This window comes from Lacrimispora sp. 38-1 (assembly GCF_049890855.1).
Lineage (GTDB): Bacteria > Bacillota > Clostridia > Lachnospirales > Lachnospiraceae > Lacrimispora.
Map to the genome: position 1 here is coordinate 148,022 of NZ_JBANEW010000006.1, position 22,361 is coordinate 170,382.

The 22,361-nt window shown below is 41.0% G+C and carries 27 protein-coding genes; 18 read left to right on the plus strand and 9 right to left on the minus strand.

The window, feature by feature from the left end; all coding sequences use genetic code 11:
* Positions 1-69 precede the first annotated feature (69 nt).
* The 15 genes from V7D18_RS02365 (at position 70) to V7D18_RS02435 (ending at position 13,734) form a co-directional block, all read left to right on the plus strand.
* Positions 70-1,023, plus strand: coding sequence for an ABC transporter permease (locus tag V7D18_RS02365; RefSeq protein WP_426151082.1), 954 nt, complete (start codon positions 70-72; stop codon positions 1,021-1,023).
* Positions 1,024-1,029: 6 nt separating this feature from the next.
* On the plus strand, positions 1,030-1,908 hold the full coding sequence (locus tag V7D18_RS02370; protein ID WP_426151084.1) for an ABC transporter permease: 879 nt from the start codon (positions 1,030-1,032) through the stop codon (positions 1,906-1,908).
* Positions 1,909-1,923: 15 nt separating this feature from the next.
* Positions 1,924-2,940, plus strand: a complete 1,017-nt coding sequence (locus tag V7D18_RS02375; RefSeq protein WP_426151086.1) for an ABC transporter ATP-binding protein — start codon at positions 1,924-1,926, stop codon at positions 2,938-2,940.
* A gap of 4 nt (positions 2,941-2,944) precedes the next feature.
* Positions 2,945-3,940, plus strand: coding sequence for an ABC transporter ATP-binding protein (locus V7D18_RS02380; protein WP_426151088.1), 996 nt, complete (start codon positions 2,945-2,947; stop codon positions 3,938-3,940).
* A 129-nt stretch (positions 3,941-4,069) separates the two neighbouring features.
* Positions 4,070-4,801, plus strand: a complete 732-nt coding sequence (locus V7D18_RS02385) for an amino acid ABC transporter ATP-binding protein (protein ID WP_426151090.1) — start codon at positions 4,070-4,072, stop codon at positions 4,799-4,801.
* A 42-nt stretch (positions 4,802-4,843) separates the two neighbouring features.
* Complete coding sequence (locus V7D18_RS02390) at positions 4,844-5,740, plus strand: transporter substrate-binding domain-containing protein (protein WP_426151092.1); 897 nt, start codon at positions 4,844-4,846, stop codon at positions 5,738-5,740.
* 26 nt (positions 5,741-5,766) lie between these two features.
* On the plus strand, positions 5,767-6,501 hold the full coding sequence (locus V7D18_RS02395; protein ID WP_426151094.1) for an amino acid ABC transporter permease: 735 nt from the start codon (positions 5,767-5,769) through the stop codon (positions 6,499-6,501).
* The gene (locus V7D18_RS02400; protein WP_426151095.1) at positions 6,495-7,157 is read left to right on the plus strand and encodes an amino acid ABC transporter permease; all 663 of its coding nucleotides are present in this window, start codon (positions 6,495-6,497) and stop codon (positions 7,155-7,157) included. Before V7D18_RS02395 ends, V7D18_RS02400 begins: the two co-directional genes overlap by 7 nt.
* Before the next feature lie 15 nt (positions 7,158-7,172).
* Positions 7,173-7,769: an AAA family ATPase gene (locus tag V7D18_RS02405; protein WP_426151097.1), complete on the plus strand. Its 597-nt coding sequence runs from the start codon at positions 7,173-7,175 to the stop codon at positions 7,767-7,769.
* A 172-nt stretch (positions 7,770-7,941) separates the two neighbouring features.
* Positions 7,942-8,871 (plus strand): CorA family divalent cation transporter, encoded by a 930-nt coding sequence (locus tag V7D18_RS02410; protein WP_426151099.1) that lies wholly within the window; start codon positions 7,942-7,944, stop codon positions 8,869-8,871.
* Between the two features lie 215 nt (positions 8,872-9,086).
* On the plus strand, positions 9,087-10,766 hold the full coding sequence (locus V7D18_RS02415; RefSeq protein ID WP_426151101.1) for a DEAD/DEAH box helicase: 1,680 nt from the start codon (positions 9,087-9,089) through the stop codon (positions 10,764-10,766).
* Positions 10,767-10,896: 130 nt separating this feature from the next.
* Complete coding sequence (rlmD, locus tag V7D18_RS02420) at positions 10,897-12,261, plus strand: 23S rRNA (uracil(1939)-C(5))-methyltransferase RlmD (RefSeq protein ID WP_426151103.1); 1,365 nt, start codon at positions 10,897-10,899, stop codon at positions 12,259-12,261.
* Positions 12,262-12,286: 25 nt separating this feature from the next.
* Complete coding sequence (locus V7D18_RS02425; RefSeq protein WP_426151105.1) at positions 12,287-13,087, plus strand: helix-turn-helix domain-containing protein; 801 nt, start codon at positions 12,287-12,289, stop codon at positions 13,085-13,087.
* A gap of 72 nt (positions 13,088-13,159) precedes the next feature.
* Positions 13,160-13,474 (plus strand): antibiotic biosynthesis monooxygenase, encoded by a 315-nt coding sequence (locus V7D18_RS02430; RefSeq protein WP_426151107.1) that lies wholly within the window; start codon positions 13,160-13,162, stop codon positions 13,472-13,474.
* Positions 13,471-13,734, plus strand: a complete 264-nt coding sequence (locus V7D18_RS02435) for a TIGR04076 family protein (RefSeq protein ID WP_426151109.1) — start codon at positions 13,471-13,473, stop codon at positions 13,732-13,734. The genes V7D18_RS02430 and V7D18_RS02435 overlap by 4 nt, the downstream gene beginning before the upstream one ends.
* A gap of 239 nt (positions 13,735-13,973) precedes the next feature.
* Here the strand turns inward: V7D18_RS02435 and V7D18_RS02440 are convergent, their stop codons facing one another.
* From V7D18_RS02440 to V7D18_RS02460, 5 genes are read right to left on the minus strand one after another with little or no spacing between them, the layout of a single operon-like run.
* Positions 13,974-14,546 (minus strand): cyclophilin-like fold protein, encoded by a 573-nt coding sequence (locus V7D18_RS02440; protein ID WP_426151110.1) that lies wholly within the window; start codon positions 14,544-14,546, stop codon positions 13,974-13,976.
* Positions 14,543-15,124 carry a DapH/DapD/GlmU-related protein gene (locus V7D18_RS02445; protein ID WP_426151112.1) on the minus strand — a complete coding sequence of 194 codons (582 nt, stop codon included), beginning with the start codon at positions 15,122-15,124 and terminating at the stop codon, positions 14,543-14,545. Before V7D18_RS02445 ends, V7D18_RS02440 begins: the two co-directional genes overlap by 4 nt.
* 4 nt (positions 15,125-15,128) lie before the next feature.
* Positions 15,129-16,304, minus strand: a complete 1,176-nt coding sequence (locus tag V7D18_RS02450) for an iron-containing alcohol dehydrogenase (RefSeq protein WP_426151114.1) — start codon at positions 16,302-16,304, stop codon at positions 15,129-15,131.
* 19 nt (positions 16,305-16,323) lie between these two features.
* Entirely contained in the window at positions 16,324-16,641 is a 318-nt protein-coding gene (locus tag V7D18_RS02455; RefSeq protein ID WP_426151116.1) for a carboxymuconolactone decarboxylase family protein, read from the minus strand.
* A gap of 2 nt (positions 16,642-16,643) precedes the next feature.
* On the minus strand, positions 16,644-17,063 hold the full coding sequence (locus tag V7D18_RS02460; RefSeq protein WP_426151118.1) for a cupin domain-containing protein: 420 nt from the start codon (positions 17,061-17,063) through the stop codon (positions 16,644-16,646).
* A gap of 129 nt (positions 17,064-17,192) precedes the next feature.
* Here V7D18_RS02460 and V7D18_RS02465 point away from each other — a divergent pair, with 129 nt between their 5' ends.
* Together V7D18_RS02465 and V7D18_RS02470 are read left to right on the plus strand one after the other, a co-directional pair.
* Positions 17,193-17,636 carry a MerR family transcriptional regulator gene (locus tag V7D18_RS02465; RefSeq protein WP_426151120.1) on the plus strand — a complete coding sequence of 148 codons (444 nt, stop codon included), beginning with the start codon at positions 17,193-17,195 and terminating at the stop codon, positions 17,634-17,636.
* Positions 17,637-18,066: 430 nt separating this feature from the next.
* Complete coding sequence (locus tag V7D18_RS02470; protein ID WP_426151164.1) at positions 18,067-18,648, plus strand: ATP-dependent Clp protease proteolytic subunit; 582 nt, start codon at positions 18,067-18,069, stop codon at positions 18,646-18,648.
* Positions 18,649-18,682: 34 nt separating this feature from the next.
* On the opposite strand, the gene V7D18_RS02475 is transcribed toward V7D18_RS02470, so the two are convergent.
* The 4 genes from V7D18_RS02475 to V7D18_RS02490 form a co-directional block, all read right to left on the minus strand.
* On the minus strand, positions 18,683-19,492 hold the full coding sequence (locus V7D18_RS02475) for a MerR family transcriptional regulator (RefSeq protein ID WP_426151122.1): 810 nt from the start codon (positions 19,490-19,492) through the stop codon (positions 18,683-18,685).
* A gap of 126 nt (positions 19,493-19,618) precedes the next feature.
* Positions 19,619-19,960, minus strand: coding sequence for a branched-chain amino acid transporter permease (locus tag V7D18_RS02480; RefSeq protein WP_426151124.1), 342 nt, complete (start codon positions 19,958-19,960; stop codon positions 19,619-19,621).
* A 126-nt stretch (positions 19,961-20,086) separates the two neighbouring features.
* A complete protein-coding gene (locus V7D18_RS02485; protein ID WP_426151126.1) occupies positions 20,087-20,347 on the minus strand; it encodes a hypothetical protein in 261 nt (86 codons plus the stop codon).
* 33 nt (positions 20,348-20,380) lie between these two features.
* On the minus strand, positions 20,381-20,965 hold the full coding sequence (locus tag V7D18_RS02490) for a TetR/AcrR family transcriptional regulator (protein WP_426151128.1): 585 nt from the start codon (positions 20,963-20,965) through the stop codon (positions 20,381-20,383).
* A 303-nt stretch (positions 20,966-21,268) separates the two neighbouring features.
* Here V7D18_RS02490 and V7D18_RS02495 point away from each other — a divergent pair, with 303 nt between their 5' ends.
* Positions 21,269-22,336 carry an NAD(P)H-dependent oxidoreductase gene (locus V7D18_RS02495; protein WP_426151130.1) on the plus strand — a complete coding sequence of 356 codons (1,068 nt, stop codon included), beginning with the start codon at positions 21,269-21,271 and terminating at the stop codon, positions 22,334-22,336.
* Positions 22,337-22,361 lie beyond the last annotated feature (25 nt).

The following is a 22,361-nucleotide window of genomic DNA, read 5'->3' on the forward strand; positions in this document are numbered from 1 at the left end:
AAGAGAGAGAATGGTGTTTCGCTGCCTTAGCTGCAGCAGACACCTCTTTCTTTATCAAGGAGAAATGATATGGCCAAATATATACTGAAACGGATATTAACAGCCATCCCCATGGTCCTTCTCATAACGGTTCTATGCTTTGCGCTGATGCATTTTGCGCCCTATGATGCCATTGATGCCATGACATCCCCGAAGATGTCACAGGAGACAATCAATTTAATCAAAGCAAAATACGGTTATGACCAGCCGGTGTATGTTCAGTACATCCGCTGGCTTGACGGGATTATGAACGGTAATTTCGGATATTCCATTGTGACGAAACAGAGTATTGCTGCAGACCTTGCGGTCAGACTTCCCAATACGGTAAGGCTGGTGCTTCCTGCATTTATAACCGCATATATCCTGGCTGTTGTGCTGGGGCTTTTAGCGGGTGCTAATAAGAACAAAAGGGCTGATAAGATTATAGATGCAGTTACTTCTGTGGGGATTGCAGTTCCTTCCTTCTGGTTTGCCATGCTTCTTATCTTTGTTCTGGGTTATAAGCTGAAGCTTCTTCCTATTGTGGGAATGCATGCGGTAGGGAAGGAAAATTCCATAGCTGACTTTTTAAAGCACTTTATTATGCCTTTTCTCACTCTTACGGTTTCCTTTATGCCGGCCAACATAAAATTTGTCCGCTCTTCTACTCTGACCCAGTTTTCTGAGGATTATGTTCTGGTTCAGCGGGCGTTTGGCGCAACAAAGAGTGAGATCATGTTTAAGCATGTGTGTAAGAATGTGCTTCTGCCTGTTATCACGCGCCTCGGTATGGCACTGCCTCTTCTGGTGACAGGAGCCATCATCACGGAGTCAGTTTTCAGCTGGCCGGGAGTGGGGCCATATTTTATTAAAGCGATTCAGGGTATGGATTACCCCATCGTCATGATTATTCTGGTGCTGTCCTCTACTCTGGTTATCTTAGGAAATCTGCTGTCAGATATCCTGTACTGTCTGATCGATCCACGGATTAAGGAAATGGGGTGACGGGATATGAAAAATGAAAAGAGAAGTAAAGATAAATCAATACGTATCGCAAGTGTGAAACTGGCATTAAAGCATGATAAGGCGGCAGTCATTTCCCTGATCCTTTTAAGCATCATTATCCTGTTTGCACTTCTGGCTCCATTTCTGCCCATGGAACCCAATGCTACGGATATTGCCAACAGGCTGAAAGAACCGTCTTTTGCCCACTGGTTTGGTACGGATGAAGTGGGGAGAGATTATTTTGCAAGGGTAATCTATGGCGGAAGAGTTTCACTCATTGTGGCATTTTTAGCCATGCTCACAAGCTTAACCATCGGTGTGGCGGCAGGAACTATCGCAGGACTTACCGGAGGAATCGTGGATATGATTCTGATGAGAATTGTTGACATTCTCCACTCTATTCCGTGGATGGTTCTGGTTACCGTTGTCAGTATTTTTTTAAAGCCCGGAATTCAGTCCATTATTCTGGTTATCGGTCTATTTACCTGGATGGAGATCGCAAGGCTTGTACGGGCCGAGACACTTTCTTTAAAAGAACGGGAGTTTATTCTCTATGCCAGCTTTTCCGGAGTCAGCAAATGGAAGATTATTATCAGCCATATAATACCATCAGTTTTCCCGACCATTATTGTAGCGGCAACTACCAGCATGGCAGATGCCATTATGACGGAATCTTCCTTAAGCTTTCTTGGAGTTGGTATTCAGCAGCCCATGTCTTCCTGGGGAAGCCTTTTGCAGAATGCCCAGGGAACCATGCAGAACAGCTTTCATATGGCACTAATTCCTGGTCTTCTGATTATTATTACGATATTTGCTTTTAATAAGCTGGGTAATCTGCTTCGTGTTTATGTAGAGCCAAAGGTGATGAGCGGAGAGAAAGAGTAAAGGAGGGACGAAGAATTGGATGAGACATTAAAAAATAAAGAAAATATACTGTCTGCTGCAGACATTCGTACCACCTTTCATACTCATGGCAGAACCGTGCAGGCAGTGCGCGGAGTCAGCCTGCATGTAGAATCCGGTGAGATCCTGGCAGTTGTAGGGGAATCAGGAAGCGGAAAAAGTGTACTTATGAAGTCAGTCATGGGGCTGATGCCTGATAATGCAGAGGTGAAAGCAGATCAGCTTACATTTGCGGGAGAAGATATGCTCACAATGGATCCGGAGCAGCTGAGAAAGATGCGGGGAAAAGAAATCGCCATGATTTTCCAGGATCCCATGACTGCCTTAAATCCTTTAAAGACCATAGGCTCCCATTTGATGGAAGTGTTAAAGCGCCACCGCGGCATGGATAAAGAGGCGGCGAAGAAAGAGGCTGTTGCAGTATTAAACCAGGTAGGAATCCCCTCGCCGGAGAAACGGTTAGGACAGTATCCACACGAGTTTTCCGGTGGTATGAGACAAAGGGTTCTGATTGCCATGGCTCTTTGCTGCAGACCGAAGCTTCTGATTGCTGATGAACCTACCACTGCCCTTGATGTGACAATTCAGGCCCAGATTCTGGATTTGCTTAAGAATCTCCAGGAAGAAACCGGGATGAGCATCATTCTCATTACCCATGATTTAGGAGTGGTAGCCAGTTTAAGCCATAGAATCGCTGTCATGTACGGCGGCCTCATAATGGAGGAGGGGACCACAGAGGAGATCTTTTATTCCCCGAAGCATCCCTATACAAGGGCGCTTCTTCATGCCGTTCCAAAACCCCAGTCGGGAAGCAAAGAACGTCTGGAGCCGATTCCCGGCATGGCGCCATCTCTGATCAATCCGCCCTCCGGCTGTCCATTTGCGGAGCGGTGTAAGTTTGCCTGCGAAAACTGCAGGAAGGAAATTCCTCAGTACCGCACTTACAGCCCCACCCAGCGAGCCATGTGCATCTATTCAGGGGAAGAACTGGATCATAAGGAGGGGAAGGTATAACCGCATGGATAATAAAAATAATGAAATCCTTCTGGAAGCCAGAGATCTTTGTAAATATTTCCCGGCCAGAGACTTTTTCGGCAGGAAAAAAGCTGAGGTAAAGGCGGTAGATAAAATTAATCTGGCGATTCGAAAAGGGGAAACCTTCGGTCTGGTAGGAGAATCCGGATGCGGAAAATCTACTCTTGGCCGTACTTTAATCCGTATGTATGATCCCACTTCCGGTTCCATTTTGTTTAAGGGTCAGGATATCACCGGCTTAAAAGGCAGGCAGCTTCTGTCAGTTCACAAACAGATGCAGATCATTTTCCAGGATCCATATTCTTCCTTAGATCCCCACCACAATGTGCGGGAGATTCTAAAAGAGTCCCTGACTGCAGTATCCGGTTTATCTTCGGATGAGATGGAAGGCAGAATGGAAGAAATCTTAAAAAAGGTGGGCTTGAAGCCCGATGATATGTATAAATATGCATATGAATTTTCCGGCGGACAGCGTCAGAGAATTGGAATTGCCAGAGCGCTGTTAGTGGAACCGGAGTTCCTTCTCTGCGATGAACCCATCTCTGCCCTTGACGTATCCATACAGGCCCAGGTGGTTAATCTGTTAGAGGATTTACAAAAGGAGATGGGGCTTACCTATCTGTTTGTTGCCCACGACTTATCCATGGTCCGCCACATCTCTACCAGAATCGGTGTGATGTATTTAGGAAGGCTTGTGGAGATTGCGGACAGTGATGAGCTTTATGAGAATCCTCTTCACCCTTACACAAAGGCACTGCTTTCTGCCATACCCCTGGCCGATCCCAGGATGGCGGCCCGGTCAAAACGGGTTATGTTAAGCGGTGAGCTTCCAAGCCCCATGAGTGTACCAGCCGGCTGTCATTTCCATACGAGATGTGTGTATGCCAGGGAAGAATGCAAAAATCACATTCCGGAAATGATGGAAATTTCTCCCGGTCATTTCGTATCCTGCCCCTATGCCAGGGAAAATAATTCTTGACTTTTGATGCAAAACTTTTTATAATAACAACAATATAAAAACGTAACAGGGCAAAGACGCCTAAGAACTTAAGATTCTTAGGCGTCTTTGTGCTTTTTTTCGGAAATTATACAGAGAGGGGCTGGAAACATGCCAGATATGGTGAAAGTTGAAAACTTAAAAAAGAACTTCGGAGACCTTGAGGTATTAAAGGATATCAGTCTTACGGTCAGGGAAGGGGAAAAACTGGTTATCATCGGACCATCCGGCTCCGGAAAATCCACGTTTATCCGTTGTATTAACTATTTGGAGGAACCTACCAGCGGCACCATTACCGTGGCAGGAACACAGGTAACAAAGAAAAATCATTTGGAAATGGCAAAAAAATACTCATCTATGGTATTTCAGCAATTTAATTTATATCCCCATCTGACGGTTCTGGAAAATCTGACACTGGCACCCGTAAAACTTCAGCATGTTCCCAGGGAAGAAGCAAAAAAAATGGCAATGAAATGTCTGGAACGTGTGGGTTTGAAAGAAAAAGCGGGCAATTATCCGGTTCAGCTTTCCGGCGGACAGCAGCAGAGGGTGGCGATTGCCAGAGCCTTATGCACGAAGCAGCCGCTGATTTTATTTGACGAACCGACTTCCGCCCTGGACCCTGAGATGGTGCAGGAGGTATTAAATGTTATGGTGGAGCTGGCTCATGAAAATATTACCATGATCTGTGTAACGCACGAGATGGGCTTTGCCCGTCAGGTTGCAGACCGGGTAATTTTTATGGATGGCGGGTATATTCTGGAAGAGGGAACACCGGAACACTTCTTTGAATGTCCGGAACATGAGCGGACAAAAGCGTTCTTAAGCAAAATCCTTCATTAGGGTGTTGTTTAATATAATAAAAATATTGAGGAGGAAACAATTATGATGAAGAAAATGTTATCCCTGGCAATGGCGTTTGCCATGACAGCTGCCTTAACTGCATGTGGTTCCAAAGCACCGGAGACAACCGCTGCACCGGCAGATACGAAAGCTGCAGGTTCTTCTGCAGAAGCAACAACCGGAGCAGGCGCAGCAGGTGCTGATGCAAAAGATGTACAGAAGATTATTGACCGCGGTGTGTTAAAAGTTGGCTGTAAGTCAGATATTCCCAAGTTCAGCTTACAAAATACAGCGACTGGAGAATACGAAGGCTTTGAAGATGATCTGGCATATGAGATCGCCGGATCGATCTTTGGATGCAGCGCAGCCGAGGCGAAGGAAAAGAAACTGGTGGAATTCCAGGGTGTAACTGCAAAAACAAGAGGACCTTTATTAGAGAATGGCGAAATCGATCTGGTTATTGCAACCTTTACCATTACACCGGAAAGAAAAGAAACCTATAATTTCTCCACCCCATACTATACCGATGCAGTTGGTCTTTTAGTAAATAAAGATTCCGGCATCAGCTCCATTGAGGATTTAGACGGAAAAATAATCGGAGTTGCCCAGTCCTCCACAACAAAGGACGGATTTAAGAAATACGTGGATGAAAAGGGATTAAAGGTTAACCCGCAGTTCCAGGAATTTGACGGATATCCTGCACTGGCTCAGGCATTGGCAACCAAGCAGATTGACTGCTTCTCTGTTGACCGTGCGATTCTTGCAGGTTATGTAAATGACGGCAATCAGATTCTGGAAGACCGTTTTGCAGAGCAGGATTACGGTATTGCAGCTGCAAAGGGCAACACAGGTCTTGCAGAGGCGGTTGAGAAAAAAGTCACTTCCATGCTTTCTGATGGTTCCATGAAGAAACTTCAGGATCAGTGGGGATTACAGTAAGCTGTTTTAAGTAAAGGAAAAATGACATGATTAAAGGTCTTTTTGATGGAAAACGATGGAGTGCCCTCTTTGCGGCATTCCCCGAATATTATATCCCTGGATTTCTTATGACACTTAAAATATCACTGGTAGGACTGGCGGTTGCGCTGGTCCTTGGAGTGGTATTCGGCATGTTCTCATCATCCAAGTGGAAGCTGCTCAAGATCATTTCACGAATTTATGTGGAATTTATACAGAATACGCCTCTGGCTTTGCAGGTCATGTGTTATTACTCGGTTCTTCCCATGTTATTTTCCAGTTCCGGGTTTCGAATCCCCAAGTTTGTGTTAGGGGTGATCGGTGTAGGCGTTTATCATGGTGCCTATATTTCCGAGGTTATAAGAACCGGAATTGAAGCCATACCGAAGGGGCAGTCCGAGGCAGCAGCATCCCAGGGTTTTAGCTATCTGGAAACCATGTATCATATCATTCTGCCTCAGACCATTAAGATTATTATGCCCCCTCTTGCCAACCAGGCCTTAAATCTGGTTAAGAATACTTCCATCCTGGCCATGGTTGCCGGTATGGATCTGATGTATTTTACCGATTCCTGGGGCGCTGACAGAGGGTATTTTGCCCAGGCATATTTTACCAGTGCAGTGATGTACTTTATTATCTGTTTCCCGTTAGCCAGACTGGCAAGATATTTAGAGATCCGCTCCATGCGGCTGCCGGTTGCAAAAAAGCTTGATATACAGGCAGACGAGGAGGCAGCATGTTAGAATTATTTCAACAGATATTTACACCGGCAAATGTACTTTTCATGCTGAAGGGGTTGCAGATGACGGTAATGATCGCCGTACTGGCTACCATAATCAGTATATTTTTCGGAACAATACTGGCACTGATCCGGACCTATTCTTCCGGCAAATGGAGATGGGCCGGGACTTTGGTTGCAGTTTATACAGAATTCTTCCGCTGCACCCCCAACCTTTTGTGGATTCTCTGGATCTATTTTACGGTAAAAGGGAATAAAGTGGGAGTATCAGTATTTGCCATTTCCCTGTTCACTTCTGCAGTTATGGCGGAGATCTTCCGTGGTGGATTAAACTCCATTCCAAAGGGGCAGTTTGAAGGGGCGCAGTCACAGGGCTTTAGTTTTTTACAGACATTGTGGTATATAGTACTGCCTCAGACGTATAAAAAGGTCATTCCGGCTCTTTTAAGCCAGGTCATTACCATTATCAAAGATACCTCATTCTTAAAAATGGTGGACGTAGCCGAATTCATGAGGAACTGCGCCGTAGTCCTGGGCAGCATCTACGATGTCCGGGGAATGATGATGCTGTTTGCTTTTGAGGCCCTTTGCTATTTTGCCATCTGCTTCACGCTCAGCTGTGTAGTCAGGGGATATCAGAAAACAATTGTAACCGGTTAGGGAGGTACATCTGTTATGGAGAAGTTTACGATCACCATTACCCGCGAATTTGGCAGCCTTGGGCGCTCTATTGCAAAGGAGCTGTCGAGGATTCTGGGGGTTGAGTTTTATGACCGGGATATTGTGGAGGAAGTTGCAAACAAGCTGAATCTGCCGGTCTCTACGGTGAGCAACGAAGAGGAAAAGTCCAGGCAAAGCTTTCTGCCAAGAATGTTTCCTCTTGGAACTGATGAGGAATACATGCAGGATATTATCTTTGATGTGCAGAAAGGTATTATTCTGGATCTGGCAAAAAAATCAAGCTGCATTCTGGTTGGCAGATGCTCTGATTTTCTTCTGGAGAAACATAAGAATAACATCAACATTTTTATTTACGCTTCTTATGAGAAACGTCTGGAAAACTGTGTGGAGACCCTTGGCATGACAGAGGCTGAGGCGAAAAAAATGATCCTCTCTGTAGATAAAGCCCGGAATGCATACCACAAAAAATATGCAGGCTATCTACCCGGTGATCCGGAGCATAAACAGCTGATGATTGACTCCTCTTTACTTGGTGTGACCGGAACTGCAAAACTGATTGCAGAGATTGTGCATCAGTTATTTGAAGTATAAAATGAATTCAGAAGTTTCCTATTAAAATAGGCCTTTTTGGTGAAACCAGGATGAGAGTCCGTAGCTTTTGCCAAAAGGGCCTGTTCTATTGACAACAGGAATATCAGGTACTAAACTTTAAAAAGGCAGGTCTGGGAAAAGACCAAGTATCGGGTTTTAGGAGGAAACAGATGTGAGATATAAATTAAACAAAAGACTGATTCCTGTGAAGGCGGAAGAATCTGTATCAGAGGATGATGTATTGATTGAAATTTTAAGCAGGGAAGAGTATACAAACAGACATCATACCCGTTATGAGGATCATTTGCTGATCCGGAATCTGGAACGGGGCCAGTACTGCAGGACGGATTTATTAAAAGAATGTATTGTAGGTACGCTGATAATTCCTGTGAAGAAAAATCCTTTAAAGCGCCCGCTGGTGTTTGGTTATTATATGAATGAGAAACGCCTGATCCTGATTGATGACAGTGGGGAAGCTGACAGAATGCTGAAGGAGATGGATAAGACGCAGATTTTTGACAAAGTTTACCCGGCACATCTGCTGTTTGAGTTTCTGGAATACCAGGTCAGGGACGAGATTGAATATCTTCAGAAATATGAGGAACACTTAACAGAAATGGAAGACAGAATCATGAGCGGCAGAAAGGAAAAGGAAGACGTGCTGGGAATCATTCTAAAGGCCAGGAAGGAACTTGCAAAGGTTACGTCCTATTACGGGCAGCTGATGAACATGAGCCAGACCTTAACGGAGAATTACAACGGGCTGTTAAAGGAGGAAGAACGGGCGTTGTTTCACTTATTTACAGGGAGAATGGCAAGGCTTTCGGAGTACGGAAGGGAACTGCGGGAATATGCCCAGCAGATCCGTGAGATGTATCAGGTTCGTATGGAAATGAAACAGAATCATGCGTTGTCCTTTCTTACCATGGTGACCGCTGTTTTTGCTCCCCTGTCTCTCATTGCAGGCTGGTATGGCATGAATTTTAAAAATATGCCGGAGCTTAGCTGGACATACGGATATCCGCTTTGTATCCTCATAAGCATACTTCTGATTGTTCTGGAAATATGGTATTTCACCAGAAAAGGGTGGTTAAAAAAATAGTATTCACAAGAATTTGCTTAAATTAAATCAATATAAAATTAATATGATTCCCTTGACACGGAAAAAAAATTCTGCTATACTTTACTTTCGTGTGAAACGAGAGGATGAAGGTCTGAGACGTGCCTGATACCTCTCGTTTTGTTTGCGATAGTGTGTTTGTGCGGCCGTCGGCAACATAAGAACCCGGCTGGCAATGAGAAAGGAATTAATCATTTATGGAAACAGTAAGATTTGATGAATTACAATTAGATGAAAGAATTCTGCGGGCAGTAGCAGATATGGGATTTGAAGAGGCATCTCCGATCCAGACCCAGGCAATTCCGGTTCAGATGGAAGGAAGAGATATCATTGGTCAGGCCCAGACAGGAACTGGAAAGACCGCAGCCTTTGGAATTCCCCTGTTACAGAAAATTGACCCTAAGGTAAAAAAGCTTCAGGCGGTGGCCCTCTGTCCAACCAGAGAGCTTGCAATTCAGGTGGCAGATGAGATCCGCAGGCTTGCTAAATATATGCATGGTGTGAAGGTTGTCCCGATCTATGGCGGCCAGGACATTGTGAAACAGATCCGTTCCTTAAAAGACGGTACTCAGATCATCATCGGAACACCGGGACGTGTTATGGACCATATGCGCCGGAAAACCGTTAAGTTTGACTTTGTTCATACGGTAGTTATGGATGAGGCAGATGAGATGCTGAACATGGGATTTTTAGAGGATATGGAAACGATCTTAAGCCAGCTTCCCGAAGAACGTCAGACAGTGATGTTTTCCGCTACCATGCCTCCGGCAATTCTTGATATTGCAAGAAAGTTCCAGCAGGAGCCGGTAAATGTAAAGGTAGTAAAGAAAGAACTGACTGTACCGAAAGTAACCCAGTATTACTATGAGGTAAAGCAAAAGAGCAAAGTGGAAGTAATGTGCCGTCTTTTAGATATGTATGCGCCGAAGCTTTCCGTTGTTTTCTGCAACACCAAAAAGCAGGTAGATGAGCTGGTACAGGCACTCCAGGGCAGAGGATATTTTGCAGAAGGTCTTCACGGAGACTTAAAGCAGATCCAGCGTGACCGCGTTATGAACAGCTTCCGTAACGGTAAGACAGAGATTCTTGTGGCAACCGATGTGGCAGCCCGTGGAATCGACGTAGACGACGTAGAAGCGGTATTTAACTATGACCTTCCCCAGGATGACGAGTATTATGTACACCGTATCGGCCGTACAGGCCGTGCCGGCCGTGAAGGAATCGCATTCAGCTTCGTGGTAGGCAAGGAAGTATACAAGCTTCGTGACATTCAGCGTTACTGTAAAACCAAGATCGTACCTCAGGCAATTCCATCACTCAACGATGTAACCGCCATCAAGGTAGATAAGATTCTGGAAGGCGTTGCAGCTACCATCGGTGATACAGATATAAGCAAGACTGTTAACATCATTGAGAAGAAGCTCTTGGAAGAGGATTACACTTCTCTTGATCTGGCGGCAGCCCTCCTGCGCATGATGATGGGTGAAGAAAACGAAGACATCATCGATACCAGAGAACCACGTTCCCTTGACGAGCTGGAAGGCTTTGGAGGCGGAAATGGCAGCAGAGGCAGAGGAAGAGGCAACGGCCGCGGAGGAAACGGCGGAAGATATGATTCTTCTTCCAGAGATGACATGGCCCGCTTATTCATTAACATTGGTAAGAACCAGAACGTAAAACCAGGAGATATTCTTGGTGCCATCGCCGGAGAATCCGGTATGCCCGGCAAGATGGTTGGAAGCATCGACATGTATGACAAATATACATTTGTAGAAGTTCCAAGAGAAAGTGCTGATGCCGTGTTAACTGCCATGAAGGACGTAAAAATCAAAGGTAAAAATATCCATATGGAAAAAGCCAACGGAAAAGGCAGATAAATTTTCGGGAGCTGAACAACGAAGGAAGACGGCCTGTCTTACCGGAGGTGTTTAGCTCCTGTTTTTTTCTTGCTTCCTGAAAGAAAACAGGATACAATTAGTTCAAATGAGGAGTCAATTGGAGGACGAAATGGCAGAGTGGAAGAAAAATGACAGGATCCAGGTGTTGATTGAGGATCTTAGTGAAACCGGAGAAGGAATCGGAAAAACCGATGGCTTCACCTGGTTTATAAAGGATACGGTAATTGGGGATCTGGTGGAAGCAAAAGCGATGAAGATGAAAAAATCCTACGGCTTTGCACACTTAGAGCGGATCATCAAGCCGTCAGAAGGCAGAATCACTCCCCGGTGTCCGGTAGCGAGGCAGTGCGGAGGCTGTCAGCTGCAGGCCATGAGCTATGAAGAACAGCTTCGTTATAAGGAACGTAAAATATATGGCAACATTACCCGTATCGGCGGTTTTACGGAAGTCCCCATGCTTCCCATTATGGGAATGGACGAGCCATGGAGATATCGTAACAAAGCGCAGTTTCCCTGGGGGCTGGATAAGGAAGGAAGACCTGTCGCAGGCTTTTATGCAGGAAGGACTCATGCCATTATCGGGTGCGAGGACTGTCTGTTAGGGGTTGAGGAGAACCAGGAGGTATTGAGGCGGATTAAGGCTCACATGGAGCGGCATCATCTGGCTCCTTATGAGGAGAGCACTCATAAGGGCCTGATTCGTCATACGCTGATCCGGAAAGGGTTTCAGACAGGTGAGCTGATGGTGTGTCAGGTAATCAACGGAAATAAGCTGCCTCACAGCGAGGAGCTGGTGAAAAGTCTGCTTGAGATTCCCGGAATGGCAAGCATATCCCTGAATGTAAATAAAGAACAGACCAATGTGATTCTTGGAAACAAGGTGGAGAACCTTTATGGCCCCGGATATATAACGGATTCTATTGGTTCCGTACAATACCGTATTTCCCCTCTATCCTTTTATCAGGTGAATCCGGTGCAGACAGAGAAGTTATACGGAACTGCTTTGGAGTATGCGGGGCTTACCGGCGGCGAGACTGTCTGGGATCTGTATTGCGGAATCGGAACCATATCTCTGTTTCTGGCGCAGAAGGCGAAGAAGGTCTATGGAGTGGAGATCGTTCCCCAGGCAATTGATGATGCAAGGGAGAATGCAAGACTGAATGGTATTGAGAACGCGGAGTTTTTCGTAGGGAAGGCAGAGGAGGTATTGCCGGAACAGTATGAAAAGAATCATGTTTATGCTGATGTGATCGTTGTGGACCCGCCAAGGAAAGGGTGCGATGAGAAATGTCTGGAGACCATTGTGAAGATGAAACCCAAGCGGGTGGTGTATGTCAGCTGTGATTCGGCAACTCTGGCAAGGGATTTGAAATATCTGGCGGAGAGAGGGTATGAGCTTGTTAGGGTAAGAGGGTGTGACATGTTTCCGTGGACGACACATTGTGAGAGCATTTGTCTTTTGCAACGGAATTAGAGTTAGCCAAGAAAGGGGATTTGAGTTGTTTAAGATAAAACGATATCAATTATCGAACGATAATCTTAAGAATTGGGTAAAATTTATCTGGCATTTTGAAGCAGATCATGTAGATGTTGATCACAAGCTCCTGCCGATGGATAGTATTGATATAATTATAAATTTGGCGGACGATATGGTATATGAAACAACAACTGATAGGATAACTGCACCCAAACTACATGTAAACGGCTTAAGAGGTTGGCATAGTTTCATGCATCAGAAAGGAAATATTGATGTATGGGGCATTTCTTTTTATGCTTTTGGATTGTATCCGTTTATTAATAAATCATTAAAAAATATTCAGAATGAAATAATAGACTTGAATTCTTTATCGATATCATTGGCTGATAAATTGAAAGTAGCTGTAACGAATGAAACAACTCAGTGTAAAATTAAAAGTATCATGGAGTCTTTAGATTCTGAATTGGAAATAACTGATAGTTGCTTGAAAAGAGCGGAGATTATTGATGAATTCATGAAAAATGATGATATTCCGATATCGGTATTTTGTTTAAATAATGGAATAAGTCAGAAGATGTTTGAAAGGTTTGTTGTTAATATGACGGGTTTTTCACCGGTAAATTTACGTAGGATAAAGCGTTATATGGTTGCAAGTAATCAATTGCTGTTTAATAAGTCTGCAAAGATATCTGAAATTGTTTATGATCATAATTACACAGATCAAGCTTATTTTACTAAGGAGTGCAGGACGTTTACCGGAGTGTCCCCAAGAACATTTCGACAGGAAAAAAATACAGTAATTGAAAATACCATTTACATTTGATTCTGTCGATTTAGTACAATAATTTCTGTTGTATTCTTACTATAATTAAGAAAAAACAGGAGGTATTGTGTTATGATAATAACGGAAATTGTAAGGATGAAGACAGTTGAAGGAATCACAAAAGATGAATTTATTGGAATTGTTGATGGACTTGAAAGGAATTTTCATTCAAGGCAGAAAGGCTTTATTGATACAGAACTACTTTATCATGATGAAGAGAATGAATGGTATATGATACAGCATTGGAATTCTAAAGACGACTTAAAGCAAGCTTCAAAAAAGATTTTTAAAGATAAAGATGCTGAGGATTTTGTAAAATCCCTTGACAAGCAAAGCGTCAAAATGCTTATATTACCTAAAATCGCTACTTGGGCAAATACCTTATGAAGCAATTTGAATATCATGTAGAATCAGTATTGGGGTATTGTTCCTGTGGATATAAGGTTGGGGATATTATCAGATGTAAAGGAATGAATACACCAGATACTCATTTCTGTGGTGGGGCTTACATCGCACTTTTTCCGATCCAAGTTGCATTATTCAATGGTGCAAGATTCAATTTTGAAGATAATCCTAAATCAAAAGGGAAGTTGGCGTGCCCTGACAATGGTAATGTTATTTTTAGAGTAGTTATGATTGACGAATAAAGTGAATACTTTACTGCCAAGGCCGCGCCAGGTCTTGACGACATGGCGCAGGTATGAACGGTTTGGGCTATAGTTTTGTTATAACGAAAAAGGTATGCAGCAGTTTTTAGTTGAGAATATGATTAGACTGAGTGATGCTTTGAAGAAAAATATTAGTAAATTAAAACAGAACTTATAATTTGAAAAGAGCCTTAATGAATGATTGAAGGCTCTTTTCTAAAAAAACTTTTATCATAATATCAAGGAATACTAATTGTTACTGGTACATCGCCACTTCCAACAGCTTTCTCTAAATTGCTTGTGTCTTCAATGTAACCAAGCTTTGTATAACTATAGGAGGAAGAAAAGCTTTTATAAAACAGAACCAGGCAATTATCACCATACAGCATAATATCACCACTTTTAATTTGTTTCGGATTTTCCGAATCAGTTGGGAGAGTATTATCCAGGTAATAGTATTTTTCATTTCCATTTAGGTCGCTCATTTCTAATGTGATGGGAAGCATCTTGAAAAAAGCTTTAGAATAATCATTATCATATAGAAACGCTGAAAAATGATAGTCATCAATAGAAACAGTTAACTTTGTACTATTTTCTGCCGCAGGTGAATCGCTGTTTTTAATTAACTGATTATTCTCGATTGGTTCCTCTATGATTTTTGATAATGAGGAATTATCGTTACCTGGAACATAATTTTCTGAAACAGATAGCTCCGAATCAGAAGGTGTTGTGCTACTTTGCGCATTCGAACAGGCAGTAAGTAAAAATACTATAACCAAGGAAAGAAATGTGAATGTTATTTTTTTATTCATTGTAATTCATCCAATGTAAGTTTTCTTATTATTTTTGCAGGAATACCTCCAACAATGGTGTTGGCTGGTACATCCTTTGTAACAACAGCACCGGCGGCAATTACAGCACCATCTCCAATCGTAACACCGGGTGTTATTGTCACACTTGCACCAACCCATACGTTATTCCCAATAAAAATAGGATTAGGAAATGTATTACATCTGTCATTAAGTGAAATACCGTGATTCAGAGTGGCAAGAACAACGTTGTGTCCTATAAATGTACCATTACCAATAACAATTCCGCCTTGATCTTGAAATCGACATCCTGAATTTATGAATACGCTTTTACCAATTTTAATATTCTTTCCGCAGTCAGTATAAAAAGGAGGAAACATAGAAAAGGTTTCCTCTATTTCTTTTCCAGTTAGTTTTGACATCAACATCCGAATTTCTTCTTGTGTATGATATGAGCCGTTTAATTCTGCGGTTATCTGCAATGCTTCGTTACTTAGAAAAACCATAAACTGATGCATTTCTGAGTTCATCAGTATAGGCTTTCCATTATTAACGTGCTCTAAAAAAGATTTCAGTTCCACTTAATTACCTCATGCTATCTCTCAATATTTGCTTAATCTCAGCATTGTCAAGTACCTTGTACCCGCCTTTCAAAATGAGAGTACTGTTTGCGATTCCTTCTAGCATATCCTCTGTTACACCTAAATCACGAATATTCATTGCAAGCCCAAGTGACTTCATATAGTTTTCCATTTTAATTAGACCTTCTTCTGCCACTTGCTCCTCCGATTTGTTAGAAGGGTCTACATTCCACACGTTAATTGCATAACGCTTGAACTTTGCAAGTCCATACGGCATTATGTGACGATAATATGGAAGAGAAACCGCAGATAACGTCATACCGTGGGTTGCGTCGGTGTATGCGCCTACTGATTGTCCAATCATATGCACCATCCAGTCTGAAGATTTACCCATTGCAACAAGTGTGTTAAGTGCCCAGGTTGCCGTCCACATAATGTTGCTTCTTGCTTCGTAATCTGTTTGATTTTCGACAGCAATTTTTGAACTATGAATCAGCGATTTCAGTAAGCCCTCCATAATATAATCCGATGTATTGTCATCGGTTCCAGAGAAATATTGCTCTAAAATATGGGACATGATATCGAAAAATCCTGCAACCATTTGCTGTTTCGGTAAAGAATAGGTGTAGGTTGGGTCGAGAATTGAGAACTTTGGAAATACCTTCTCACCAAACACATGACCGATTTTCAGCTTGCTTTCATGGTTTGTAATAACAGAACCACCGTTCATCTCAGAGCCTGTTCCCACCATGGTTAAAATACAAGCAACAGGTATAATTTTAGTATCTTTATGAACGTCCTCAAAGCGTAAAAAATATTTCTCCCAGGGGTCATCATTACAGTAAGCAGATACAGAAACTGCCTTGGAATAATCACAGCATGATCCTCCGCCTACAGAAAGAATTAAATCAGCCTTGGCATTTCTTGCCCTTTCGCAGCCTTCATTCAGCTTATTAACGGTTGGATTTGGCATTACTCCTGCATCTTCGAAGATGTTTTTATCGCAGTCTTTTAAAATCTGTACAACCTTATCGTAAATACCATTTTTCTTAATAGAACCACCACCGTAAACAAGCAGCACATTCTTTCCATAACTTGATAGTTCGTCCCTAAGATTTTCGATAGCATTTTCGCCGAAATAAAGTTTTGTCGGGTTACAATAATTAAAATTTCCTAACATAATTAATTCCTCCTAAATTTTATTTGTAAATTTCTTTTGCAATACGCATTGCTGCCCACGCTTTAGGCCAGCCTGCATAAAAGGCAGTGTGTGTGATAAGTTCAGCCATTTCTTCTTTTGTTACACCGTGATTTTTTGCATATTGAATATGAAACTGTAATGAACTGTCTAATATACCGCTGGATATCAAGGCTGTAACGGTAATAATGCTTCTGTCTCTTGCGCAAAGCTGTTCTTCCCTTGACCACACTTCCCCAAAGAGAACATCATCGTTTAGTTGTGCAAATTTTGGAGCAAAATCACCCACTTGATCTCTGCCGGCAGTTACTTTTTCCATAATCAATCCTCCTGCACTAAGTTATTATATTCTTTTTCATTTACTGGTTCGCACCATTCAGTAGAGCAGACAGTACCAGGTACTTCTATTGCCAAATGTGCAAACCAACTGTTTGGAGCAGCACCATGCCAATGTTTAACACCTGCAGGAATATTGATAACATCACCAGGATGAAGTTCTCTTGGCAATTTACCGTACTCCTGATAGAAACCTTTGCCAGCTGTAACAAGTAAAATCTGACCACCTCCATTTTGAGCATGATGAATGTGCCAGTTATTGCGACAACCAGGTTCGAACGTGACGTTTGCAACGACAACTTGTTCGGTTGAAAGCATTTTTAAATAGCTTTTACCAATAAAATATTTCGCATAAGTTCTATTATCCTCACCGAGTGGGAATATGCTTATTTCGTTTTGGTTCATAACGTATATAACCTCCTTCTAGTAATTGACATCAAAACATAAACAAGATATAATGCCATAAAGTAGATTGTAAAAGTTAAAGACGACTTTAAGTCAAGGGGTTTTGAAAAAAATTATGGAGGAATTTTTATGCTATATACAGTAGGTGAAATGGCAAAAAAATTAGGTGTATTGCCATCTACCTTGAGATACTATGATAAAGAAGGACTTTTGCCTTTTGTAGAGAGGGCGGAAGGTGGAATGAGAATGTTTAAGGATGTTGATTATGAATTTTTGAAAATTATTGGGTGTCTTAAATCTACAGGAATGCAGCTCAAGGACATAAAGGTATTTATTGAAATGGTGCAGCGTGGCGATGATTCAATTGATGAGCGTCTTGAGTTGTTCCGAAAGCAAAAAGACGCAGTAGAAAAACAGTTGGAAGCACTTCAGACAACAATGGATATTGTAAGCTATAAATGCTGGTATTATGAAACTGCTAAAAAAGCTGGAACCACTTCCGCGCCCGATAATATGACAGAAGATGAACTGCCGGAAGATATGAAACTTATTCGTGAAAAAATCAGAAAATAAATGTAATAATTAAAATTGCAGAGTTAATGGAGGCTGTTTTTGAAGAAGAAAAACGTGCCAACACAAATGGTAAACCACTTCGTTGTTCACTGAGAACATTTGAAGTGGTTTTTTTACTTGAGATTAAAAAATATACTGTGTAACTTCTGGGAAACCACACCACAAAAAAGTGCGTTCTTGTGGGTGCCAATAATCAAGATAACTCAAATCTCTTCTTGACTTGTCTATAATAGACGGGTTTACGATAGTAATTATAGTAGTGGGCATGCTCAGGTTGATGTTCTATGATTCTAATGGTTCTATTATTGAGATGTCAGCTTATTGGGCGTATCCAAAAGAGGAAGGCCTATGCATACAACCTAATGTTAGACGGATTTTGGGTGGTTGTTTTCTTATATAGTGCTAAATGCAGGAAAGGAAATTGTGTATGATGAAAATGATACCAAGCGTAATTAAAACTACTAGTAATGGAGATAGAGAAAATGATATTTACTCTACTTTGCTAGAGGATAGAATTATTTTTCTAAATAATGAAATAACAGACGATGTGGCATCGACTGTAATAGCACAATTGCTTTTTTTAGAAAGTAAAGATTCAAAAAAGGATATTAATTTGTATATTAATTCAACTGGAGGAAGCATGACAGCAGGTATGGCAATTTTTGACACAATGAATTTCATAAAGTGCGATGTATTGACTATTTGCATTGGCATTGCAGCTCGTATGGGAGCATTCCTGCTTGCAGCAGGTGCACAGCACAAAAGATATGCTTTAGCTAATAGTGAAGTTATGATACATCAAATAGCAGGAATAACAAAGGGACAGGCAACTGATATCGACATTGAGGCTACAAGAATAGCGAGAATAAAGCAGAAAATAAATGAAATATTAGCAGGAAATACAGGTAAAACAATAAATGAAATTAATCAAGATACAGATAGAGAGTTTTATATGACAGCAGATGAAGCAAAAAGATATGGTATTATTGATGAAATTATCTTTAATAGATAATTTCATTCAATAGTCTACCTTAGTCAACACATAATTAGCTACAGCCAGATTCTGTTACTGGAATCCAGAGAAAAAAGTAGTCATTCGTTTCATCGCTGCATTCATTCCGATAGCCTATATTTCCCCATGGGTCATCGCAAATTTCCATATGCATCTGTTTCAGTAAGTTTAATGCTTTTTTAAAAATTGGATTAAAGTCCTCTTCTTTAAGTTTCATTGGAAGTGCAATCAGTAAGCATCTACAACTAGGAATATAGGTTAGTTTTTCACGAAGTTCTCTATTTAATAAAAGTGCACAATCGGCATAACAAGATAATCCTCTGGAAAAATTTAAATTGCCATTTTGAAGTTCTTTTCTATCAAAAAAATAACTAAGATTTCTTTGTAAAAAATATTGATCCCAATTTTTTAGTATATTTTGCTGAGTGGGAGTGTTTTTTTGATCAATTATGAATGACCATGCGTCCCGACTATCCTGTATCTGATAGTAGATTCCCTTATTTCGAATTAAATGAGTAAAAGTTAACGTTTCCTCCCACATTGTGATATAGAAACTCATTCGTTTCATGTAGGCGGTTTTTTTCATAAGAATAAGTTCATACACATCATGATTGTGTATGGTACTATGTTTATTTACAGTAGCAGCATATTCATCCACACTAATGCCAAGAGGCTTTAGTCGCCGATAGAACATAATCTGAGAGATATCATCTATAGAGTATTTTCGATAGCCAGCATTTCCTTCTAATCGGGGATGAATCAGATTTTTACTTTCGTAGTATAAAACTGTTGTGCGTGTCAATCCTGTAATCTGAGTGACTTCGCTGATGGAAAATTCCTGCATGGTATACGCCCCTTTCAATAGTATATAAATTCTGACAAGTACTCTAAATTTATATTATACATGAAAAATAACGTAAAGTACAACAAGTCAAAAGGAGATAAAGAAATTAGGCTTACCAAGAATGTATTATGTTGAAGAGAAAACGGTGCGGATCAAAATCATGTAACAGGCTGTTCCGGTAAGTATACTGAGAAAATTGTTTTTCTTCCATACCTGCAATCCAATCACCAATATTATGGAAATTAACTCAGCTGCGCCGAAAGGAAAATTTGAAAAGTCAATATTCCGCATACAGTAGGCCACTAAAATAACTACGATGCTTGCTGGCAGCACTGATCCTAAATAGTGTATGGTCGCTGGCAGTTCTTTCTTGCTAGTGAAAATTAGAAAAGGCAGTGCACGGGTAACCCAGGTTATTAAACTAATGATTGCTATAGCAGAAAGAGTTGTAAGTACGTCAGTCGGCATGGGGAACGCCTCCTGTCTTTTTGAGAATGGGGGCTTTCATTACGGCTAATACCAGCAAACTGACAGACAATGACGGAAGGATAAAATGATTGGCTCCCAGTAACAAATAAAAGACAAGAGCGCTGACTAGCCCTGTGATGGCCGGAATGTGGTTTTAAATTGTCCCCACTGGTTGACTGCAACAACAGTAAAAAATGCAGTTGCGGAAAAATCAATTCCCGTCATGTCAAAAGGAATGGCTTGTCTCAGCAGTGATCCGAGGGTGTAGCTGAAGATCCAGATCACATGTCCCAATGCAGAAATCTCGAAAATTATTTTATCCTCGTTAAAAGCAGAAGGGCACTGCAAAGAGCAAAGCACGGAATAAGTTTCATCAGTTAAAGTCATTTTGACCGTATTTAATGTACCGTAATATTAGTATTACTTCAAGCTTATATCTTGATGAAAGGCAACTGAATCTAAAAAAGGTTTTAAACTTTCAACAATCTTTTGAGTCATATTTTGTCCATTATTATCAAAAATATATTTTATTGTGGTTGTGACTAAAGATGCATAGATACATGCATGGTAATCGGCAAGTTCTGGATTGGACACGTTGTGCGTGGCTATATAAGCCTTGTATTTGTTTTTCAACAGCAGCTGCATATCATCGTAAACATGTATAGAATATGTATTAATTTTCCAAAGAGCGCATATTATATCTTTTTGATTCAGAAGTCTGTCATAGACGGCTGTTATATATTGTGATAAATCATCGCTATTTTTGTCTGCAAATCTTTCCTCCAGAAAAAGAGAATAGTCAGTAAGAATTTCTTCAGAAATAGTTTTAGCAAGTTCGAATTTGTCTGCATAATGTTTATAAAAAGTTGAACGATTTATTAATGCTTTTTCTAGAATATTTTGAACTGTTATTTGTTCAAAATCCTTTTCATTAAGTAATTGTATAAATGTATTTTTTATATTGTTTCGTGTTTTAATTACACGCAGATCTAATTTGTAATCCATAGGTACACCTTCTTCTATTTCCATTTTACTAAATTTAGAAGGGAAAAGCAAACATACGAATGTTAAACAACATTATGTCCAGTAATCTTATACAGCATTTGCGAATCTCCTGTAGTTAAATGAGGTTGAAAACCATCAAGGCTTCTAGATTAATATAAATAAGCAACAATTATTTCAATAATTGTTGCTTATCAAATACCTGAGGCTTTTTTGGTGATTGATAATAAGTCGAAATAATACTAACTTATATATGCAGTACTATTGTAGATGATTGTTTCGGAAACAATTGAATGGAAGGAGTAAATGATGATAAATTCTAAAAAGATATTAGGAATCTGCGTTAGTAATCGCAAAAACGGTAACAGTTCGATTATATTAAACGAACTGCTGCGGCCAGCCAGAAAAGCAGGGCATGAAATTGAAATCTTAAATTTGGGGGCATTAAATATTTTACCTTGCAAAGGATGCTTTGCTTGCAGTAACTCTCATAATTGTGTTCTGATAGATGACTTGAATATGGTTAAGGAAAAGATCGAAATGGCGGATGCCATCGCGTTGGCATCACCTTGCTATTACCTTTCTGCACCGTCCACATTAAAAGCAATTATGGATAGATCTGCTTCTTGGGCCATTAGCAAAACAGCCAATAGCAGCAAAAAAAAATATGGAGCAGCAGTGTCGGTTGCCGGCGGGGCACCAATTGAATTTTCGCTGCAGAGAATTTTTACCAGTTTATTTTTGGGATTATATAACTGTGAAATTACCGGTCAATTGACCATCGGGCATGCTTTTAACAAAGGAGAGGTTTTGCTGGCACCAAGTAAGCTAAAGCTGGTGTCAGAACTTGGTGAAAACCTTTGTCGTTCCATTGAAGAAGATTGCTGCATCAAATCAGCAATGAATGAATGTGAAGATAAATTGGTATGCCCACATTGCTTATCGGATGTGTTTCAAATTTATCAGGATGGACGTTTAATCTGTCCAGTTTGCGGCGGGGAATTAAAGCATACAAATGAAAACGATACGACAGTCGGTTTTAACCGATTTTCCGCTCCGGGGGCGCTTGAGCATAATGCACATATCGTCAATAATGTAATCGGCGGAATGCTGGCTGGCGATGAAATCAGCCAAAGATTAGAAACTTATTGGAAGTCTGGGGTCTTACCCAAAGAAGACTATCAGATTGATCTTGATTTAACTGGGGTAAAGGATTCGCTTAACTGGGATAATGAAGCACTCGACGCTTTAAAAGCTACTATTCCTCCTGCGTTCGAAGAAATCATAAAAAAGGTTATTACTAAAAAAGCCCTTCAAAACGGTGAAACCCGTATAAACAAGGAAACCGCGCTGCGCTATCTGCCTAAGTTTTAAGACATTTTGAAAACAGAGCAGTTGT